Raw genomic sequence first — 18,115 nt, 5'->3', positions numbered from 1 at the left:
ATCAGGCCCAGCGCCAGCTGCGCACGTTCCAGGTGTCGATGCGGTTGTTGATATTGGCCTCGTAGCCCTCAACACCCTTCTTCCAGCCCGGGATGATCGCGTATTGGAAGATCGGCAGGAAAGGCAGGTCGGCGCGCATGATCTCCTGGATCTTCTGATAGACCGGCAGGCGATCCTTGGGATCGACCAGCTCGCCGCCTTTCTTCAGCAGGGCGTCCACCTCGGGGTTGACGTAAACCCAGGTGTTTTGCCCGTTGCCGCCGCTGGCCGGCGAGGAAGTGGACATGAAGTAATCCGACGTGTCGGGGTCCGGACCGGTCAGGCAGTTGAGGCCCACGACGACCGAGTCGAACTGCGACAGCATCCAGTAATCGCCCCACATCACGGCCGGCGGCAGGTTCGAGATGGTCATCTCGACGCCGATGTCCTTGAAGGATTGCTGGAAGAACTGCTGCGCCTGTTCGCGCAGATGGTTGCCCGCGGTGGTGGAGTTGGTGAAGGCCAGACGCACACCATCCTTGGCGCGGATGCCGTCCGCACCCGGAACCCAACCCGCCTCGTCCAGCAAAGCCTTGGCCTTGTCGGGGCTGTATTCGTGCTTGGGCAGGTCGGCGTTGAAGTAGAAGCTTTCCTTCGGCATGTAGGTCTCGGTCGGCTTCGGCACGCCGTAGTACAGCGCGTCGATGATCGCCTGCTTGTCCAGCGCATGGTACAGCGCCTGACGCACCTTGAGGTCCTTGAACTGCGGGCGCTGCATGTTGAAGGTCAGCGATTCAAACGTGGCGGAGCCAAAGACCTCGACCACCTTGCCCTCGAGGGTCTTGGCCTCTTCGTAGTGGTCCGGTGTGATCCATTGCAGGCCGACCACGTCGATGTCGCCGGTCTTGAACTGGGTGTACAGCACGGTCAGGTCAGGGACATAGGTGACCACCAGCCGTTCCAGATAGGGGCCGTCGCCGAAATAGTCGGTGTTGGCGGCCAGCTCGATATGATCGCCCGCGACCCGCTCTTTCCACTTGAAGGCCCCGGTGCCGATGGGGGCGGTGTTGAAGGGCGCTTCGTTCTTGTCGGCCACGCCGTCAAAGGCATGTTTCGGCACGATGAAGGTCGAGGCAAGGATCGAGGCATAGGGCGCAAAGGCCTTGTCCATCTTCCAGGTGATCTCGGTCGGCGAGACGACGGTCAGGTCGCGGACGTGTTCATGCCCGGTGCGGCGCCAGCTGCGGAAGTCCTTGTCGAGCAGCAGTTCCAGCGTGAACTTCACATCCTCGGCGGTGAACGGGGTGCCGTCGTGCCATTTCACATCGTCGCGCAGGGTGACCTTCCAGGTCAGACCATCGGCAGAGATGCCGCCGTTTTCGACCGTGGGCACTTCCTTGGCCAGAAGCGGGTAGAACTCGCCCTTGGCATCGACATCAAACAGCGGGTCGAAGATGGCGTAATGGATGCCCTCGTCCACCTCGATATGCGGCAGATGCGGGTTGAAGACGGTCGGCTCTTGCGAGAAGCCCACCACGATCTGCCCCTTGGGCGCGTCCTTGGCCTGTGCCGCGCCAAGGCGCGACAGCGAGGGGGCCAACGTGGCCAACCCGGCCGCACCCATCAAGAGCAGCGCCTTGCGGCGCGACGTCTGAAAACTGCCAGTATCCTTGATCATTTCCGTGGTCCCTGTGCTGGGGTGAACCGAATGCCGCTTCTGATGGCCGCTGTCCGGGGGTGAGGTGGCCCGGCGGGTGCCGGACCATGCTTCGGGTCAGAACCCGCTGATCAGCTCGATTTTCGAGCCGTCGGTGAAGCGGTTGAACCGGAAATGCGCCGGATCAACCAGGGGTGTGCGGCCTGTCACCAGATCGGCCATCAGCCGACCCGCCGCTGGGCCGATGCCAAAGCCGTGGCCTGAAAAGCCCGAGGCCAGAAAGAAACCGGGGATGCGGTCGATGGGCGACATCACCGGCACGGCATCGGGCGTCACGTCGATGTAGCCTGCCCAGCGCTGGGCGATTTCCGCGGCGGCGAGGGCGGGAAAGGCCTTGATCGCGGCGCGCATCGCCTTGTCGGACAGCGCCTTGCTCGGCACCGGGTCAAGGACGCGGTTGTATTCAAAGGGGCTCGGCTCATCCAAGCTCCAGCGCCGCGCCAGCCGCGCTTCATCCAGAAAACGCAGACCAAGACGGAAGTTGAGCGATCGCCATTCTTTGCGCAGAGCTGGCAGGAAGGCCAGCGCCTGACGGAAGGAGGCGGGCACGATGTCCACGACGTTTTCATGCCCCGAAGCGATGGTATAGCCGCCGTCCTGCCGCTTGCGGATCGCGAAATCCTTGTGCCAGATCGCCTCTTCCGGGCCGCCCTCCAAAGGCTTGGTGCGGATGACCGAGTTCATCACCTTCAGCTGCGGAAAGTTGATCCCGAGGTTGCCGGAAAACAGGCTCGACCAGGCCCCGCCCGCCAGAACAACCGCCTTGCAGGCGATGGGCCCGCGTTCGGTCACCACGCCGCTGACCGCCCCGCGCGAGGTTTCAATGCCGCGCACCGCGCATTGGGTCAGCACATGGGCGCCCTTGTCACGGGCGGCCTCGGCAATCGCGGGGGCGGCCTTTTGCGGCTCTGCCCGGCCATCGGCGGCGGTAAAAAGCGCGCCCTTCAGCTTGATGTTGGCATTGGGGAACTTCTCGCCAAATTCCTTGGCGCTGAGCATCCGGCTTTCCAGCTGATAGCCATCGAGGTTGCGGTTCCACGACTCGTGCTGGGCATATTGCAGGTCGTCGGCGCAGGTGAAGATGATGCCGCTGCGCTTGTAGCCGGTATCGCGCCCGATCCTGGCATCAAGGCCCGACCAGATCCGCAAAGCCTCGGCCATCAGGGGCACTTCGCGCGGGTCGCGGCGCGAGATGCGCACCCAGCCCCAGTTGCGACTGGATTGCTCGTGACCGATCCCGCCCTTTTCGCACAGCGCCACCCGAAGCCCGCTTTCGGCCAGTTCCAGTGCGGTCGAAGAGCCGATGATCCCGCCGCCGATGACGACGACATCCACCTCGCGCGGCAGATCCGCATCGCCATGAACGGGAACGACATAGGGGCCGGGCATTCAGAAGCTCTCCTCAAGCTGGCAGTTCACCGCGAACTCAGCGACGCTGGATTCGTTCGGCAGTTCCAGGATCATCGCGATGATCCGGGCGAGGTCCTTCGGATCGGTCATCTTGTCCTGCGGCATGGCGGAGATGGCGGCGCTCATGTCGGTCGCCACAAACCCCGGGCAGACGGCGGTGGCGCGGATGCCATGGGCGAAGCCTTCGTGCCGCAGGGCATGGGCGAGGGCCACGGCGGCGAATTTCGACAGGGAATAGCTGCCCGCGGTGGAGGATTTCACCCTTTTGCCCGACAGCGAGGCGAGGATCACCACCCTGCCCTGCCCCGAGGCCATCAGCGCCGGCCAGGCCGCCTGCGCCAACCGGCGTGGGGCGAGGACGTTGACCTCCATCAGGGTCTGCATATCCTCGTCGGTCGCCTCGATCACCGATTTCGGGATCATCACCCCGGCATTGGCCACCACCGCGTCAATCCGGCCGAACCGCGTCAGAGCGGCGGTCACCCAGGCATCCTGCGACGCCGGGTCAGTCGCGTCATAGCGGTGCAGATGCACCTCCGAACCGGCCCAGCCGGGCCGTTCGGGATGCCGCATCCCCAGCGAGACATCCCAGCCATGGCCCGCAAGCCATTCCGCCACCGCAGCGCCGATGCCACGGCTCGCTCCCGAGATCAGGGCCACCGGTTTCCCGCTCATGGCTTCACCTCACGCAGGCGGGCATAGGCCCGCTTCAGAATGTCGATCATCACCGCCTGCTCATCGCGCGGGATGATCCGGTCGAAGAAGTCTTCCGATTGCTGCACCGCGATGGTGCGCACCTTGACCGCCAGCGCCGCCCCTTTCGGGGTGATGTAAAGCTCCTGCGCCCGGCTGTCCTCGACCGAGGTCTGCCGGAAAATCAGGCCCTGATGTTCCAGCGTGTCCAGAATGCGCCCCATGGCCGAACGGTCGCGGAAGGCCAGCTCCGCCACGACCGAGGGGCGGATGCCGGGATGGCTGTCGATCAGCAGCAGCGCCGTGATCTTGCCCTTGCCCTTTGCCACCTCCAGATTGGCCAGCCGCGCATCCAGGTCGCGCGACACCGAGGTGTCGATGACGCGGATGTAGAAGCTCAGGACATTCTCCAGAACGTCCAGATCGACATGGTCAACATGACTGGCCGTGGCCGCAGAAACGGCCTCCTTTGGCTTTTTCACGAGTGGCTCCCATCGCCGGCGCGACTCTTGGCCGCCTTTAATGTTGGGTTACGCTAGGACCGATGATGGATAAATACAACTAATTTTAGTGGACAAATACAAATATCCTGAAGCGGCGGAATCGCCTGCGAAACGGGCAGATCCTCATTGCGACCGGTCTCTTCGCTCCTGATTTCAGCAAAGCAAGAAAACGCCCTGCGGCAGGTCATGCCGCAGGGCGTTGTTCATCAGGGAGTTGAATGGGCGGGGCGGCTAGATTCCGGCGTACCAGTCATAGCCGATCTGGTCCTCCCAGAAGCCGCCCTTGCCGAGGCCGACGCCGGCCAGTTCGGCGCGGGCCTCGATCCGCATGATGTATTTGGCCTGTTTGTAGCCAAGCTGCCGTTCGACCCGCAGACGCAGGGGCGCGCCGTGGCCAACCGACAAGGGCGCATCATTCATCGCATAGGCCAGCAGGGTCTGCGGGTGGAAGGCATCCACCAGGTCGATGCTTTCGTAATAGGCGTCTCCACCGAAATCGTCGGCGCAATGCAGCACCAGATAGCGCGCGGTGGGCAGAAGATTGACCTGCGCCAGAACCGCGCCCAGCGGCACGCCGGTCCATTTGCCGATCGCGCTCCACCCTTCCACGCAGTCGTGGCGGGTGATCTGGGTGCGCGCCGGCATCGCCTTCAGCGCGGCCAGCGAGAAGCTGGCGGGCGTGGCAACCAGACCATCGACCTGCAGCTGCCAATTGGCAAATTCGCTGTCCAAATGGCGCTGGTAGTCGTCCGACGCGGGCATCGTATTGCCGTTGGTGCGGAAGTCTGGCGAAAGGTCGGCCTCGGTGAACTCGGGCGCCAGCGAGTTGCGGCCGATCAGACGGTGGGTCCGATAGGACAGCTTCTCGCCGCTGCTGAGGACGAGGTCGCGGAACGACGGGCTGAGGATCAGCCCCGCCGTGCCGCCGATGATCGGGGCGAAGCCGAGGCCGGTCAGGACCGTGCGGCGGGTCAGAAGCGGGGCCATGGTCATTTCTCCTCGGGCAGACGGTAGCGGCCGGTGATCATCGAGCGGATCTCGTTGATGGGGCCGGCCAGGACGACCATCAGAAGATGGACCAGAATGAAAAGCACGATGCCGAAGGCAAAGATGAAGTGCAGCGAGCGCGCCGATTGCCGGCCGCCGAAAAGCACCAGAAGCCAGGATTCCGAGGCATCGAGGCCGGGCGACATGGTGAAACCGGTCAGGACCATACCGGGGATCAGGACGATCAGCACCGACAGATAGGCAAATTTCTGCAGCACGTTGTAGCGCCGGGCCGCCTCGCCCTTGGGGAAGTTCAGCGTGGCGTGATGCTTGATGTCGGTCCAGACATGCGCCGGCTTCACCTCTTCCGCCGTGGGCAGAAGGTCGCGCTGCAGGTGGCGGTTGCTGAGGCTGCGGACCAGATAGGCCGCGATACCCACGGCAAAAACCCAGGCAAAGGTCAGATGCCAGCGCCGGGCCAGTGCCAGGTTATAGGTCTGCGGCAGGGTCGCCCAATAGGGAATGGCGCGGTTGTGGGCCGTCCCTTCGGCATCGGTCCAATGCCCCAGCACGCCGGTGGTGGCAATGGTTACGGAGCCGATGCGCAGATATCCGGTGTCGTCCTGTGTGGCCCCGATCTGCAGCCAGGCATGGTCGGGATTTGCGCCGTATTTGCCCCAGTAAAGCCGGGGATGCGCGTTGAAGATCATCAGCCCGCTCATCAGCATGATCACCAGGGTGACGACGTTGGTCCAATGCCAGAGCCGGGTCGAAAGGCGATGCCGATCGACAACATCGCCACCGACGGGCGCAGAGGCGGTCGGCATGTCCATGGGTTTGGTGATGTGCATCTTGACCGTCCTATTCATGTTGAAGGGACTGGGCGGGCACCGGGCCAGGGACCGGTGCCCGCGTCAGATTATTTCTTGGGGTGCAGGGCTTCCGAGACCATCATCTTGGGATGGGCGGCGCAGGTCTTTTCCACGGCGGCCATAGATTCTTCCGGGCTCATCGCCATCGCGTCGCCAGCCTTCATTGCATCATCGGTCTTCATCGCATCGCCGGAGGCCATGGCATCGCCCGACTTCATTGCGTCATCGGTCTTCATGGCGTCGCCCGAAGCCATCGCATCGCCCGACTTCATCGCGTCATCGGTCTTCATCGCATCGCCCGACTTCATCGCGTCATCGGATTTCATCGCATCGCCGGATTTCATCGCATCGGCGCCCATCATCGCATCGCCCGCCATCATCGCGGTGTTGAGGGCGGCGACCTTCTTGTCATGGCCCATCTTGGTGAAGGCGCTGCAGCTGATGTCCTTTGCGGCGGTGTCGGCAAAGGCGGGCGCGGTCAAAGCGGTGGCCATTGCAAGAGCGAGCATGAAACGGGTCATCGGAAGTCTCCATAGGTTGCGGGCGTCGCCGGTATTGGCGGGGTTCCGTCAGGGTCGAACCGATCCTTTTGCGGACCGATTGCAGTGAGGGTGACCCAGCCGGGCCAAAAGGGGAAATGCCACCTGCCAATGCTTTCAATGCCCGGAGGCTATGAACCCGAGCCGCTCCATGCCGGGGATGTATGGAACCCATGCCAGCCTTGCTCTTTAAGTGCGGAAGGTTTTGCGCGATGGTGGCGGGATGAAAAACCCAGTTTCCCTTGCCGCGCGTCTAGAAGTTTGCCGCAACCGTCCCGGCAAATGGCTTGCGAGCTACGATGCGATGATCGCGCGGCTGAAGGCCTCGGATGCGATGGCGGGGGCGCCGCGGGTCGGTGATCTGGCCCCTGATTTCGCCCTGCCGGATGCGAACGGCGTGCTGCACCGGCTCAGCGACCTTCTGGCCGAAGGGCCGGCGGTCCTCAGCTTCAACCGCGGCAGCTGGTGTCCCTATTGCCGCGAAGAGGTCGGTGCCTGGTCGGAACGTCGGGATGACCTGACGGCCGCCGGGGGGCGGCTGATCATCGTGACGCCGGAAACCGGGGGCAAGCTGAAGGCCCTGGCCGCGATTGCCGGGCCCGGGGTGACCGTGCTCTGCGACCCCGACCTTGGCGTGGCGCTGCGCTATGGCCTGGCCTTTCCGGCTGGCCCTGCGCTGCTGCAGGAGTTTCTGGACGGCGGCTTCGATCTGGCCGAGGCTTACGGCACCCACAACGGCTTTCTGCCCGCCCCGGCGACCTTTCTGCTAGACCGCGCGCGGCAGGTGCATCTGGCCTTCGTCGACCCGGATTTCCGTCACCGGGCCGAGCCTGCCGATGTCCTGGTGGCCTTGTCGATCATGGGCAAACCGGCCTGATCCGCCGCATCCGGCAGCCCGGCCTGCCAGTCGCGGGCGCGGGCGGCGCGCAGGAAGGCTTCTGCGGCGGGTCCGCGCCGGCGCCCGGCCACGGCACTCAGCACCACCTTCAGATAAAGCTCGCAATCCTTGAACCGTACGGTGGAAACCCCCGGGCCGCAGGTGCCCGCCGGCACGATGGCAGGGCCAAGCCCCAGCGCGATCAGACGCAGGGCCTGGTCGCAGTTTTCCACCCGGTGGCGGAAGGCGGGCGCCAGCCCCATCATGCCCGTGACGCTGCGCCATTGCGCGGTACCATCGTCGTTGCAGTCGATCCAGGGCTCACCCGCCACTTCGGCGAGGCAGATCGGCCCGCCAGAGGCCAGCCGGTCGCCGGTGCGGAGTGCCATTTCATAGCGTTGCAGGTAGAGGGGCCAGCTTTCCAGCCGCTCGTGCGGCTTGTCGGGCTGGGCGATGATCAAAAGGTCGATGCCGCCTTTCAGCGATTGTTCCACCAGCTCTTCGCTGGTGCCGCTGCGCAGGTCGATGGTCAGCGCTGGCAGCATCTTGGCCACTGCCGCAAGCGTCTCGTCCAGAACGGCCGAACCGAGGCCATTGGCCACGCCGATCACCAAAGGCACCACCTCGGCCCGGCCAATGCTGATGGCAAGCGAGGTCGCGGCCTCGGCCGCCTCGTAGGTCTGCTCCAGATGGGGCAGCACCCGGCGGCCCAGTTCGGTCAGGTGGGTCAGCGCACGTTCGCGGTTGAACAGCGGGCTGCCGAATTCATCTTCCAGCTTCTGGATGGCGCGGGTCAGCGCCGGCTGGGTCACGTTGCACTGATCGGCGGCGCGGGTGAAATTCAGCGTCCGCGTCACGGCCAGAAAGTATTTGATCTGGTGCATTTCCATTGGTTTACAGGTCACCCAGCTGCTGTGCCGACCGCGGTCATTTCCCGGAATACCCACGAGGCCCGGTTTGCCTGGCATCGTGGGTTCGAAGCTTGTCGAAAGGATTTGGCGAATGCCTCAGTTCATAACCAGTACAGGCTTCGCGCGATAGTCACCGGGGAAGTATGTTTGTAAATCCTCGATTTTCGGCAGGTCGTTTACCACAATATACCCATAGGTCGGATGGAGCGCGAGAAAGTCCTGATGCGCGTCCTCGGCCCGGAAGAATTTCGCGGCGGGTTCCACCCCGGTCACGATCGGGCGGCGGAAGACTTTGGCCGCGTCCAGCTGCGCGATATAGGCCTGGGCCAGGCGTGCCTGCTCGCCATTGGCCGGGAAGATCGCCGAGCGGTACTGTGTGCCATGGTCCGGCCCCTGGTAGTTGAGCGTCGTCGGATCCGCCGCCACCGAGAAGAAGATCTGCAAGAGATGGCCATAGGTGACTTTGGACGGGTCATAGACGATCTTGACCGCTTCGGTATGGCCGGTGGTGCCGGAGCTGACCTCGTCATAGCTCGGGTTGGCCTTGCTGCCGCCGGCATAGCCCGAGGTGGCGCTGATCACGCCCTTCACATGCTGGAACACGCCCTGCACGCCCCAGAAACACCCGCCGGCAAAGACAGCGGTTTCGGTACCGGACTTGGCCGCCTCGTCAAGGACGGGCGCCGGGATGGCCAGACCTTCCCCCGCAAAGCCGGGGCTGGCCGGCAAAAGCCAGGCACTGCCCAGCGTGGCGGCCAGGGCCAGGGCCGTCAGCGTCCTGCCACGGCGGGGGGTCTTGTGTGCGATTGGTGTCATGGTCGTTCCTTTCAGAAGCGAGGGGGGAGGGTGCCGGGCCGCCCTGCGCAGCGGTCCGGCACGCGGCACAGGGTCAGAGACCGGCCTTGTCGGCCTCGGCCAGAAGTTGCTGGATCACCAGTTCGGATTCTTCATAGGCGCCTTCGCCGAAGTGGTGGTAACGGACATGGCCCTCGGCATCGATGAAATAGGTCGCAGGCCAGTATTGGTTGGAGAACTGGCGCCAGATGATGAAGTCGTTGTCCAGCGCCACCGGGAAGGTCACCCCCAGGTCGGCCACGGCCTTCTTCACATTCGCCGGGTTCTTCTCATAGGCGAACTCGGGCGAGTGGACGCCGATCACCACCAGGCCCTTGTCGGCATATTTCGCGGCCCATTCCTTCACATGCGGCAGGGTGTGCAGGCAGTTGATGCAGCCAAAGGTCCAGAAGTCGATCAGGACGACCTTGCCCTTCAGCTGATCCAGCGACAGGGGCTTGGAGTTCAGCCATTGCACCGCGCCCTTGAGGTCGGGCACCGTGTCTTCCACCGGCAGGTCGAACTTGGCCTGCAGCAGGGGAAGGTCAAGATCGGCCTTCTGCGCCGTGATGTCGATCAGCCTTGCCACCGGGCGCGGCTGGGCGCTGGCCGGGGTTTCTTCGATCAGGCGGCTGCTGCCCTCCGGCATCGCGGCCGCATTGGAGCGGGTCAGATGATCCAGAAGGCCCTGCTCCAAGGCGTTGGTGCTGGCATAGGGGCCTTGCGCCAAGAGCTTCGTGTCGACCCCAAGGCCAATGGCGACCGAGGCTGCGACAACCGCCAGCCCCAGACCGCGGCGCAGGACGATCCCCGCGCCAAGCGCGTTCTTCATTGCCCGGAACATCCGCCCGCCAACCAGAAGCGCCAGCGCCAGCGAGGTGGCAGCGCCCAGCGCATAGGCCAGAAGCAGCAGGCTGGTGCCAAGGTTGGCCCCATGCAGTGCGGCGCCGGTCAGGATCAGCCCCAGCACCGGTCCGGCGCAGGGCGCCCACAAGAGCCCGGTGGCAACACCCAGCAGCAACGAGACCGCCACAGTGGACCCGCCCGAGCGGCTTTCACGATCCGCCCGGTCCGACAGCCGGGCGCCCAGAGCCACCACGGGCCGCGTGACCTTGTCCGCCAAAGCCGGGAACAGCAGGATCAGGCCGAAACCGGCCAGCACCACAAGGGCGAGACCCCGGCCATACTGGTTGGCCGCCACCGCCCAGCCGCCGCCGATGGCAGCAAGCGAGGCCACGGCGGCAAAGGTCGCCGCCATCCCCACCAGCATGGGCAGGGTGCTTTTCAGGAAGGATTGGCCGGTCCGGGCAAAGACAAAAGGCAGGACGGGCAGGATGCAGGGGCTGACGATGGTCAGAACGCCGCCGAGATAGGCGAGCAACAGCAAGAGCATGGGGATATCCTTTGGCTTTTCGGTTCAGGCCGCGGCGGCGTGGAAGGTCAGCGCGACCCCGTTCATGCAGTAGCGCAGCCCGGTCGGCTTCGGCCCGTCGGTGAAGACATGGCCGAGGTGCCCGCCACAGCGGCTGCAATGCACCTCGGTCCGGGCGGACAGGAGGGCGTGATCCTCGGAAGTGGCCACGGCGCCCGTCCGCGGCTGCCAGAAGCTGGGCCAACCGGTGCCGCTGTCAAACTTGGTGGCGGCGGAGAACAGCGGCAGATCGCAGCCGGCACAGGCGAAGGCGCCGGCGCGATGCTCGTCGAGCAACGGGCTGGTGAAGGGGCGTTCGGTGCTTTGCTGGCGCAGGACCCTGTATTGGGCCGGCTTCAGCAACCGGCGCCATTCGGCATCGCTGTGGGTGACGGCAAAGCTCTCGCCCGCATGGGCGGGCTTGCCCGTCAGCGCAAGGCGCAAGCCCGTGATGCCAAGCGTCAGGGCGGTCAGGGCGGAACGGCGGGTCAGCGGCATGGGCCTGGTCTCCGGGTTGGGCCCGTTGGCGCGGCAGGCGCGTCGGTCGGGCGGGTTGGTGTTCCCGGCAGAAGGCACCGCTTTCGCGCCCACTGCCGTCGCCGGGGTTTGATCCCGGTCTCGGAAAGGCACTTCGCGGGATGGAGCGGCGCGTTACGCCGCTCACGCTTTGGTGTTCAATTTGCTTTTGGGGGGCGCGTCGGCTTCAAATGGCAAGGAGCGGACACAGCCCCGTCAGAGGCATGCCCGCTCCCGCAGTGAAAAGGACTTTACCCGGGACTGACCAGACGCTGGTCAGGCAAATTCCTTCTCACGTTGACGTTCGGAAATCCAACCCAGCGTCTTTTCCAGGCCCGCCTTCAAAGGCTGCGACGGCGCCCAGCCAAGGGCCTTGCGGATCAGCCGGTTGTCGGAATTGCGACCGCGCACGCCCTGGAAGCCGGGGATGTTCTCGATCGTGATTTTCTTGCCGGACAGGCTGATGATCAAACGGGCGAGATCGTTGATCGAGATCATCTCGGTCGACCCGATGTTAACCGGCCCGGCGAAGTCGGAGCGCAAAAGCCGGATCGTCCCCTCGATGCATTCGTCGATGTAAAGGAAGGACCGGGTTTGCAGCCCATCACCCCAGACCTGAATCTTCCCACCGTCCGGCGTCTCGGCGACCTTGCGGCACAGGGCTGCGGGGGCCTTTTCCTTGCCGCCGCGCCAGGTGCCCTCGGGGCCGAAGATGTTGTGATAGCGCGCGACGTGGCAATCCATCCCGTAGTTGCGGGCATAGGCGAAGTAGAGGCGTTCGGAAAAAAGCTTCTCCCAGCCGTATTCGCTGTCGGGGTTGGCGGGATAGGCGCTGGATTCCTCGCAATTGGGATTGTCGGGATCGAGCTGGTTGTGTTCGGGATACATGCAGGCCGAGGAGGAATAGAAGATCCGCCCCACCCCCTTTTGCCGGCAGGCATCCAGCACATTGAGGTTGATCGTCGCGGAGTTGTGCATGATGTCCGCGTCGTTTTCCCCGGTGAAGATGTAGCCGGCGCCGCCCATGTCGGCGGCCAGCTGGTACACCTCGTCAAAGCGCTGGTCGATCACCGTGCGCACCACGGATTGTTCGCGCAGATCGCCGATCACAAAATCATCGGCCGGGCTTTTGGAAAATTCATTGTGCTTCAGATCGACACCGCGGACGTACATCCCGTCACGCTTCAGCCGCTTCACCAAATGGCCCCCGATAAATCCACCGGCACCAAGAACCAGAGCTGTTTTCCTCATCTTCTCTCTCCTGAACGAAGGCTTCCTGTTGTGTGATTGCGCCAGAGGCATCGCGGTGGCAGACCCGGCCTCCGTGGAAATTGATCCGTCGAAATTGACCCGGCCTGCGGGACGTTCTCACCAGCCCGCGGCGGCGGACTGGACCGAAAATGCCGGGGCGTCGCGATAGGGATAAAGCGCGTGACGTTTGGGATGGACCCGGTTCAACAGCGTCAGCACGCGGTCGACATGGCCGGCGCGCAGGCGCTGCGCGGTCAGCACAACGCTGTCGCGCGGGGTCGCCCCCCAGCCGATCACCAGAATGACCCGCTGCACCACGGCCGCGATCCGCATGGCCGAGGTGTTGTTCAACACCGGCGGGCACACGAAGATGACCAGCAGGCCGAAGGCAGCGCCGTAATCGAGGATATGCTCGATCCGCTCGGCGTCGGTCAGCGGGGTAAGCGGACCATTGCCGCGCTCCAGGATGTGCAGGCCCTTGCAGTCCAGATCGGCGACCAGTTCGGCCAAGGGCATTTCATGGCGCAGATACTCGGCCAGACCCGGACGGCCGGTCGGCTGGCGGAGCAGCCGCAGCCGGTCGGGCGGGGTCACAGCATCGACGATCAGCACATTGTGGCCGCCTTCCACCAGTTCATGCGCCAGCCCGTTTGCGACGAAGGAGACGCCTTCGCCGGGCCGGGAGGTGGTGATCATAAGGCTGCCGGGCACCACGCCGCCATTCTCGTTCTCCATCGCCAGCACGGTGCCGCGCAGGGCTTCCTTCAACTGGCTGTCCGGTTTGTAATGCGCCTCACCGAGGTTCTGGTCCGGCTGACGCCGGCCCGAGGCGGGCAGCATCCCGATCGGCACCAGTCCCGGCTCGCCCGCCAATTGCTGATGGCTGTGCACGGTGCGGTCGGTCAGCTCGCCGATGCCGGCCAGGGTGACCGCCAGAACGGCCGAGGCCAGGAACGCCAGCACGAGGTAAATCTTCTTGCCATGACCCTCGGGCCAGAGCGGTCTGGTGGCCGGGGTCAGCAATTCCAGATCGAAGACCGGCTGTTTGCGCAGACCATCAAGCTGGGTCTTCTCGGCCTCGATCCCTTCCAGGATCTGGGTCTGGATCCCGGCGCGCCGAACCAGATCGGCCAGCTGCAATTCGGCGATCGAGGTTTTGGACAGGGCGCCCTGGGCAGCCGTATCGCTGGCGGCAAGCTGGGATTCCTCGGTGCCGAGCTGCGCAAGCTGCGCCCGCATCGACAGGCCCCAGGCCTTCAGTTCCTTCTGGATGGCCTCTTCCAGGCTGGTGATCCGGGCCCGCTGGGTCTGCACCCCGGCAAAGCCGTCGCCAAACCGGGTGCGGAGCCGGGTGAGTTCGTTCTGCTCTTGCTGCAGCGACTGGCGTAGCTGGATCAGGGCCTCGGTCTCGTTCAAGGGGGGCGGCCCATTGCCGGACAGCGCGGCCTCGACCGCCGAGATGTTCGATTCCAGTTCAGACCGGCGTTTGCGCAGATCGGCCTGCTGCGCGTTGAGCAGGGCCAGCTGGTTGGTCTGAAGATCCACGCCATGGCCAGCCGAGGTGACGCCGTTCTGCTTCTGGAACTCGCTGACGGTCGCGGCGGCCTTGTCCACCAGGGCCTGTTGCGCCGCAAGCCGGGCCTCGACGAGGGTCAGGGCCTCCTCGATGCGGGCCTCGTGAAACGCTTTGCGGTCCGCGACATAGGCGTCCATCATCGCATTGGGCACATCGGCGGCCAGCTGCGGGTCCATCGAGGTGAAGCTGATCTGCATGATGCTGTCGGCCTGGCGCGAGACGCTGAGCCGATCATAGAACGCCGCGATCACGGACTGCGCGGCATCGGGCTTGGCTGTCGGCTGGACGGCTTCCCTTCCGGGGACCATGGCCTTGATCCCGGACATCAGCTTGCTGAGGGACGAGACGGGCTGCAGCTCGCGGTTGAACTCCGGCCGGCTGGCGAGGTCGAAGCTGGCCACGACGCGATCGGCGACGGCGCGCGCGCTGACGCGCTGGATCTCGTCTTCCAGGTTGAAGGCGGACTTGGCCCCGGCCGCGTCCGGCGAAATCGGCTGCTGGATCAGAAACCGGGCCTCGGCCTTGTAGACCGTCTTCAGCATCATGATCAGGGGCAACGCCAGAAGGGTCAGCGTCACCGTGAGAATGGCGATGAACCAGATGCGGCGCCGGATCAGCCGCACGATCATCGTCAGATCCAGATCGGATTCCCGCACTTCGGCGGGCTCCGGGGCGGAAAACTCCAGCTGGGCTGGGCGGTAACGGTTCAACTGGTTCACGGGGCACCTGTTTCGGCTTGCAGGGCGGCTTGCACGCCCGGGTTGAGCGCACGGTGGAAGGCATCCAGCTTGGCCATGTAGGCCTCGATGCTCAGCGCAGAGAGGTAATGCGCCCGCCCGGCCGCCGCGATCTTCCGACGCTCCTTCGGATGCGTCACCAGATAGGCCAGGGTATTGGCCAGGGTCCGCGCGTCGCCCACCGGGACGAAGACGCCGGTTTCGCCATCGGTCAGGACCTCTTCATGCGCGCCGACCGGGGTTGTCACGACGGCCAGCGCATGGGCCAGACCTTCCAGCACCGCCATGGCCATGCCTTCGCCATGCGACGGCAGCACGAGGATATCGGCGCCCTCGCACAACTGGCGGGTCTGATCCTTGCCAAGCCAGCCGGTCAGGGTGACCCGGTTGGACAGGCCCAGATGGGTGGCCTTGACGCGGTAGTTTTCGACCGGCCCGTCGCCGGCCAGAACCGCCCGCCAGGGCAGATCCTTCAACACCGGATGCGCCAGCGCCTGCAACAGTTCGGGGACGCCCTTGCGCGGGCCAAGCTGGCCGAGGAAGACGATGACGACAGGGTCACTGTCCGCGGCCGGGGCATCAGAGCGGTCGGGCGCATCGGGGTGGCGCTTGGGGTCGGGGACCGCATTGTGCAGAACCCGCACCCGGTCGTAGGGAACCTGCAACAGGTCCACCACGGTGTCGCGGTCGCGGTTGCCCAGGGCGATGACGGCGTCAGCGCCGCGGAACAGCCGGCGGATCGCGCGTTTCTGCCAATCGGGCCGCCGCACAAAATCGGCGGCGTAGTCGAAATCATGCAGATGGATGACATGGGAGCAGCCAAGCCCACGCGCCAACCCGCCCAGGATCAGCTTGCGCGCCGTGCTGCCGCGCCCGGCGATATGGATGTGATGCACGCGGTCCGGCGCGAAAACCCGGTCGCCCGCCATGGCGGCAAGCGCACCCAAAAGGATGAGCGGAGAGCGCAGCCTGTCCCACCGCGGACCGCGGGTGTCGGTCACGCGGTGGTCACTCAGGCTGCGCGCTTCAAGAATATAACTTATCAGCCGGCCGATTCCTCCCCCGTGTTCGGTACCGCCAGCAACATAATGTCTTACACGAGAAACGGGCTTCGACGCTCTGACTGCTCCGTCCATATGCTTTCACCCGAAAAGGTCGTCTCCACTCACCTCAAATGTCCGGCAGGAGCAGTGCAGTTACAATCTGACCCTCCGTTTGCGCGAACCATCCGTTTGGCGCGCCGGACTAGGCCCTTTGGAGGATATGCGTGTAGATCGAGACCGCATGGGCGCCCACGGCGCCGGGTCCGGTCACCCGCTCCGCCCAAAGGCTGGCGTTTTCGCCGCAGTGACGCCGCAGTTCGGGATCGCCGGCCATCCTGGCGATGGCCCGGGCCAGTTCCGCAGGGTCGCCGGGCGGCACGACGAGGCCCAGTCCATGCGGCACCACCGTGTCGCGCAATTCGCCGACATCGGTCACCACCACAGGCTTGCCGAAGGTCGCTGCAACCGGGATCACCCCGCTTTGCGAGGCCTCGCGGTAGGGCAGGACGATCAGATCGGCGTCCAGAAACAGCTGCGCAACCTCGCGGTCCTCGATGAAGCGGTGCCGGATATCGTACCGCGCCGGGTCCCCCATCGACGCGGAAAGCGCCATGGGGTCGTCGCCCCGCCCGGCCACCACGATCCGCAGGCCCGGAATGCTGTTGCCCAGCAGCTTTTCGGCTTGGATCAGCTGATCGAGCCCCTTGTAGGCGAAGATCCGGCCAAAGAGCAGCACGGTGAAGGTGTCCTTGCTTTCGGTCCGCCGCAGACCCTCGGCCCGGGCGAGGTCGGCATAGCGGCGGATCGCCGGGTGCGGCAGGACCTGAACGCGCGCCTCCGGCTTGCCGAAATGCGCGATGGCATCGCGCCGCAACGCCGCGCCATGCACCACGAGGTCGGGCGACTGTCGCGCCATCAGACGCGGGCTCCAGCCCGGCAAGGTTGCAGTGTCGCGGTCGCCGGGGTGCAGGCGCACATCATGCACCGTGGTGACAAGGGGGCGCCCGCGCCAGAACGGCACCGCGAGGTTCATCCAGAGGACGGTGTTGCTGAGCACATGCACGAGGTCGGGTTTCAGCTGGCGGATGAGGCGGGTCAGGCGCCACAGAAAGGCCGGATTGGCCAGGCTGCGGTGGCGTGGCCAGTCGATGGGCCGCACGTCGATCGCCGGATCCAGCCAGGGCGCCAGCGCGGCCAAGCGGCTCTTCGGCAGAACCAGACTCACCGAGGCGCGGGTCGCCACGCTGTTGGCGTAGGCGATGGTGTAATCGGCCGGCTCTGACCCGATCAGAAGCACCTTCATGGCGCGTCATTCGCGGGGGCACCCACCATGCCGCCGCCGGAAATCTGGCTCACCTCGCGCAGGGTGTCGCGGGCGCGGCGCAGCAGGTTCGGCTCGCCATTGTCGCGCAGGCCGTGCAGCAGCAACCGCGCCCGTGTGGCCAGATCCGCCCCGTGAAGCCGGGCCCGCGCGATCTGATAGGGGTGGTGGTCATCCAGGCTCACGCTCCACGGCAGTTCGTTGAAGCGCAGGAAGCGGTCGGTCACGGCCACCGTCGCCTTCCAGTGCTCCATCCGCTTTTTCAGCATGGCGGCCTCATCCTTGGCCCGGTACCATTGATTGGCATGGATGCGGTAATAGCCCAGCACCTCGGGCAGCCCGATCACCGGGGCCAGGAAGGGATAGATCCCGACCAGCCAGGCATCCGCCGAGATGCGAAAGCTGCGCGGGATCTCGCCGGCCTGATCCCAGGCCGCGCGCCGCACCGAAACCGCCGAGGTCATCGGAAAGGGCCAGCGCCCCCCGGTGGCGGCCATCAGCGGCGCCAGATTTCCATTGCACAGACTGCGCGGGATCGCGCGAAAGGCATGGGTGCCGTCCTGCAGGATGGGCTGCAGGCGGTGATAGGCCAGCCCGGCCGCCGGGTTGCCGGCGAAGGCCGCGGAGATCGCCGCCAGCTTGCCGGGCAGCCACCAGTCATCGGCATCCAGAAAACTCAGGATGTCGCCCCGGGCCTGATGCACGCCGGCGTTGATCGCGGCGGCCTGACCGGCGTTCTCCTGCAATACCGGAATGATACGGTCGCCAAATTCGCTGATCACCTCGCGCGAGGAATCCGTCGAACCGTCATCCACCACAATGACCTCCACCGGCACGCCAGTCTGGTCCAGCGCACTTTGAATCGCCTTCGGCAGAAATGCCCCATAGTTGTAGTTGTTGATGATGACGCTGAAGGACAGCTCGGCCATTGCGGATCT

17 protein-coding genes are annotated in these 18,115 nt (G+C 65.0%); 1 reads left to right on the top strand and 16 read right to left on the bottom strand.

The window, feature by feature from the left end:
• Window position 1: 1 nt before the first annotated feature.
• From AC1DVR_RS10140 to AC1DVR_RS10110, 7 genes are all read right to left on the bottom strand, one after another.
• The gene (locus AC1DVR_RS10140; RefSeq protein ID WP_478000441.1) at window positions 2–1,657 is read right to left on the bottom strand and encodes a peptide ABC transporter substrate-binding protein; all 1,656 of its coding nucleotides are present in this window, start codon (window positions 1,655–1,657) and stop codon (window positions 2–4) included.
• Between the two features lie 96 nt (window positions 1,658–1,753).
• Window positions 1,754–3,085, bottom strand: coding sequence for an NAD(P)/FAD-dependent oxidoreductase (locus AC1DVR_RS10135; protein ID WP_478000440.1), 1,332 nt, complete (start codon window positions 3,083–3,085; stop codon window positions 1,754–1,756).
• Window positions 3,086–3,781, bottom strand: coding sequence for an SDR family NAD(P)-dependent oxidoreductase (locus AC1DVR_RS10130; RefSeq protein WP_478000439.1), 696 nt, complete (start codon window positions 3,779–3,781; stop codon window positions 3,086–3,088).
• The gene (locus AC1DVR_RS10125) at window positions 3,778–4,281 is read right to left on the bottom strand and encodes a MarR family winged helix-turn-helix transcriptional regulator (protein ID WP_478000438.1); all 504 of its coding nucleotides are present in this window, start codon (window positions 4,279–4,281) and stop codon (window positions 3,778–3,780) included. The genes AC1DVR_RS10130 and AC1DVR_RS10125 overlap by 4 nt, the downstream gene beginning before the upstream one ends.
• Before the next feature lie 252 nt (window positions 4,282–4,533).
• Window positions 4,534–5,289, bottom strand: a complete 756-nt coding sequence (locus tag AC1DVR_RS10120; protein ID WP_478000437.1) for a molybdopterin-binding protein — start codon at window positions 5,287–5,289, stop codon at window positions 4,534–4,536.
• Window positions 5,290–5,291: 2 nt separating this feature from the next.
• Window positions 5,292–6,140 (bottom strand): cytochrome b/b6 domain-containing protein, encoded by an 849-nt coding sequence (locus AC1DVR_RS10115; RefSeq protein WP_478000436.1) that lies wholly within the window; start codon window positions 6,138–6,140, stop codon window positions 5,292–5,294.
• Between the two features lie 68 nt (window positions 6,141–6,208).
• Window positions 6,209–6,682: a hypothetical protein gene (locus tag AC1DVR_RS10110; RefSeq protein WP_478000435.1), complete on the bottom strand. Its 474-nt coding sequence runs from the start codon at window positions 6,680–6,682 to the stop codon at window positions 6,209–6,211.
• Window positions 6,683–6,923: 241 nt separating this feature from the next.
• Here AC1DVR_RS10110 and AC1DVR_RS10105 point away from each other — a divergent pair, with 241 nt between their 5' ends.
• Window positions 6,924–7,577, top strand: coding sequence for a peroxiredoxin-like family protein (locus AC1DVR_RS10105; RefSeq protein WP_478000434.1), 654 nt, complete (start codon window positions 6,924–6,926; stop codon window positions 7,575–7,577).
• Here the strand turns inward: AC1DVR_RS10105 and AC1DVR_RS10100 are convergent.
• The 9 genes from AC1DVR_RS10100 to AC1DVR_RS10060 form a co-directional block, all read right to left on the bottom strand.
• Window positions 7,517–8,461 (bottom strand): LysR family transcriptional regulator, encoded by a 945-nt coding sequence (locus AC1DVR_RS10100; protein ID WP_478000433.1) that lies wholly within the window; start codon window positions 8,459–8,461, stop codon window positions 7,517–7,519. The genes AC1DVR_RS10105 and AC1DVR_RS10100 overlap by 61 nt on opposite strands.
• Window positions 8,462–8,584: 123 nt before the next feature.
• Complete coding sequence (gene msrA / locus AC1DVR_RS10095) at window positions 8,585–9,304, bottom strand: peptide-methionine (S)-S-oxide reductase MsrA (protein WP_478000432.1); 720 nt, start codon at window positions 9,302–9,304, stop codon at window positions 8,585–8,587.
• Between the two features lie 73 nt (window positions 9,305–9,377).
• A complete protein-coding gene (locus tag AC1DVR_RS10090) occupies window positions 9,378–10,715 on the bottom strand; it encodes a cytochrome c biogenesis protein DipZ (protein WP_478000431.1) in 1,338 nt (445 codons plus the stop codon).
• Between the two features lie 24 nt (window positions 10,716–10,739).
• Window positions 10,740–11,225 carry a peptide-methionine (R)-S-oxide reductase MsrB gene (msrB, locus tag AC1DVR_RS10085; RefSeq protein WP_478000664.1) on the bottom strand — a complete coding sequence of 162 codons (486 nt, stop codon included), beginning with the start codon at window positions 11,223–11,225 and terminating at the stop codon, window positions 10,740–10,742.
• A gap of 300 nt (window positions 11,226–11,525) precedes the next feature.
• Window positions 11,526–12,500, bottom strand: coding sequence for an NAD-dependent epimerase/dehydratase family protein (locus AC1DVR_RS10080; RefSeq protein WP_478000430.1), 975 nt, complete (start codon window positions 12,498–12,500; stop codon window positions 11,526–11,528).
• A 117-nt stretch (window positions 12,501–12,617) separates the two neighbouring features.
• The gene (locus AC1DVR_RS10075) at window positions 12,618–14,795 is read right to left on the bottom strand and encodes a GumC family protein (protein ID WP_478000429.1); all 2,178 of its coding nucleotides are present in this window, start codon (window positions 14,793–14,795) and stop codon (window positions 12,618–12,620) included.
• Window positions 14,792–15,814 carry a glycosyltransferase family 4 protein gene (locus tag AC1DVR_RS10070; RefSeq protein ID WP_478000428.1) on the bottom strand — a complete coding sequence of 341 codons (1,023 nt, stop codon included), beginning with the start codon at window positions 15,812–15,814 and terminating at the stop codon, window positions 14,792–14,794. Before AC1DVR_RS10070 ends, AC1DVR_RS10075 begins: the two co-directional genes overlap by 4 nt.
• A gap of 244 nt (window positions 15,815–16,058) precedes the next feature.
• A complete protein-coding gene (locus AC1DVR_RS10065) occupies window positions 16,059–17,159 on the bottom strand; it encodes a glycosyltransferase family 4 protein (protein WP_478000427.1) in 1,101 nt (366 codons plus the stop codon).
• Window positions 17,156–18,106, bottom strand: coding sequence for a glycosyltransferase (locus AC1DVR_RS10060; protein ID WP_478000426.1), 951 nt, complete (start codon window positions 18,104–18,106; stop codon window positions 17,156–17,158). Before AC1DVR_RS10060 ends, AC1DVR_RS10065 begins: the two co-directional genes overlap by 4 nt.
• Window positions 18,107–18,115: the final 9 nt, after the last annotated feature.

The organism is Rhodobacter sp. P2_H5, assembly GCF_056403335.1.
The sequence above is the reverse complement of the archived record's forward strand: the minus strand, read 5'-3'. Positions and strand labels throughout refer to the sequence as shown.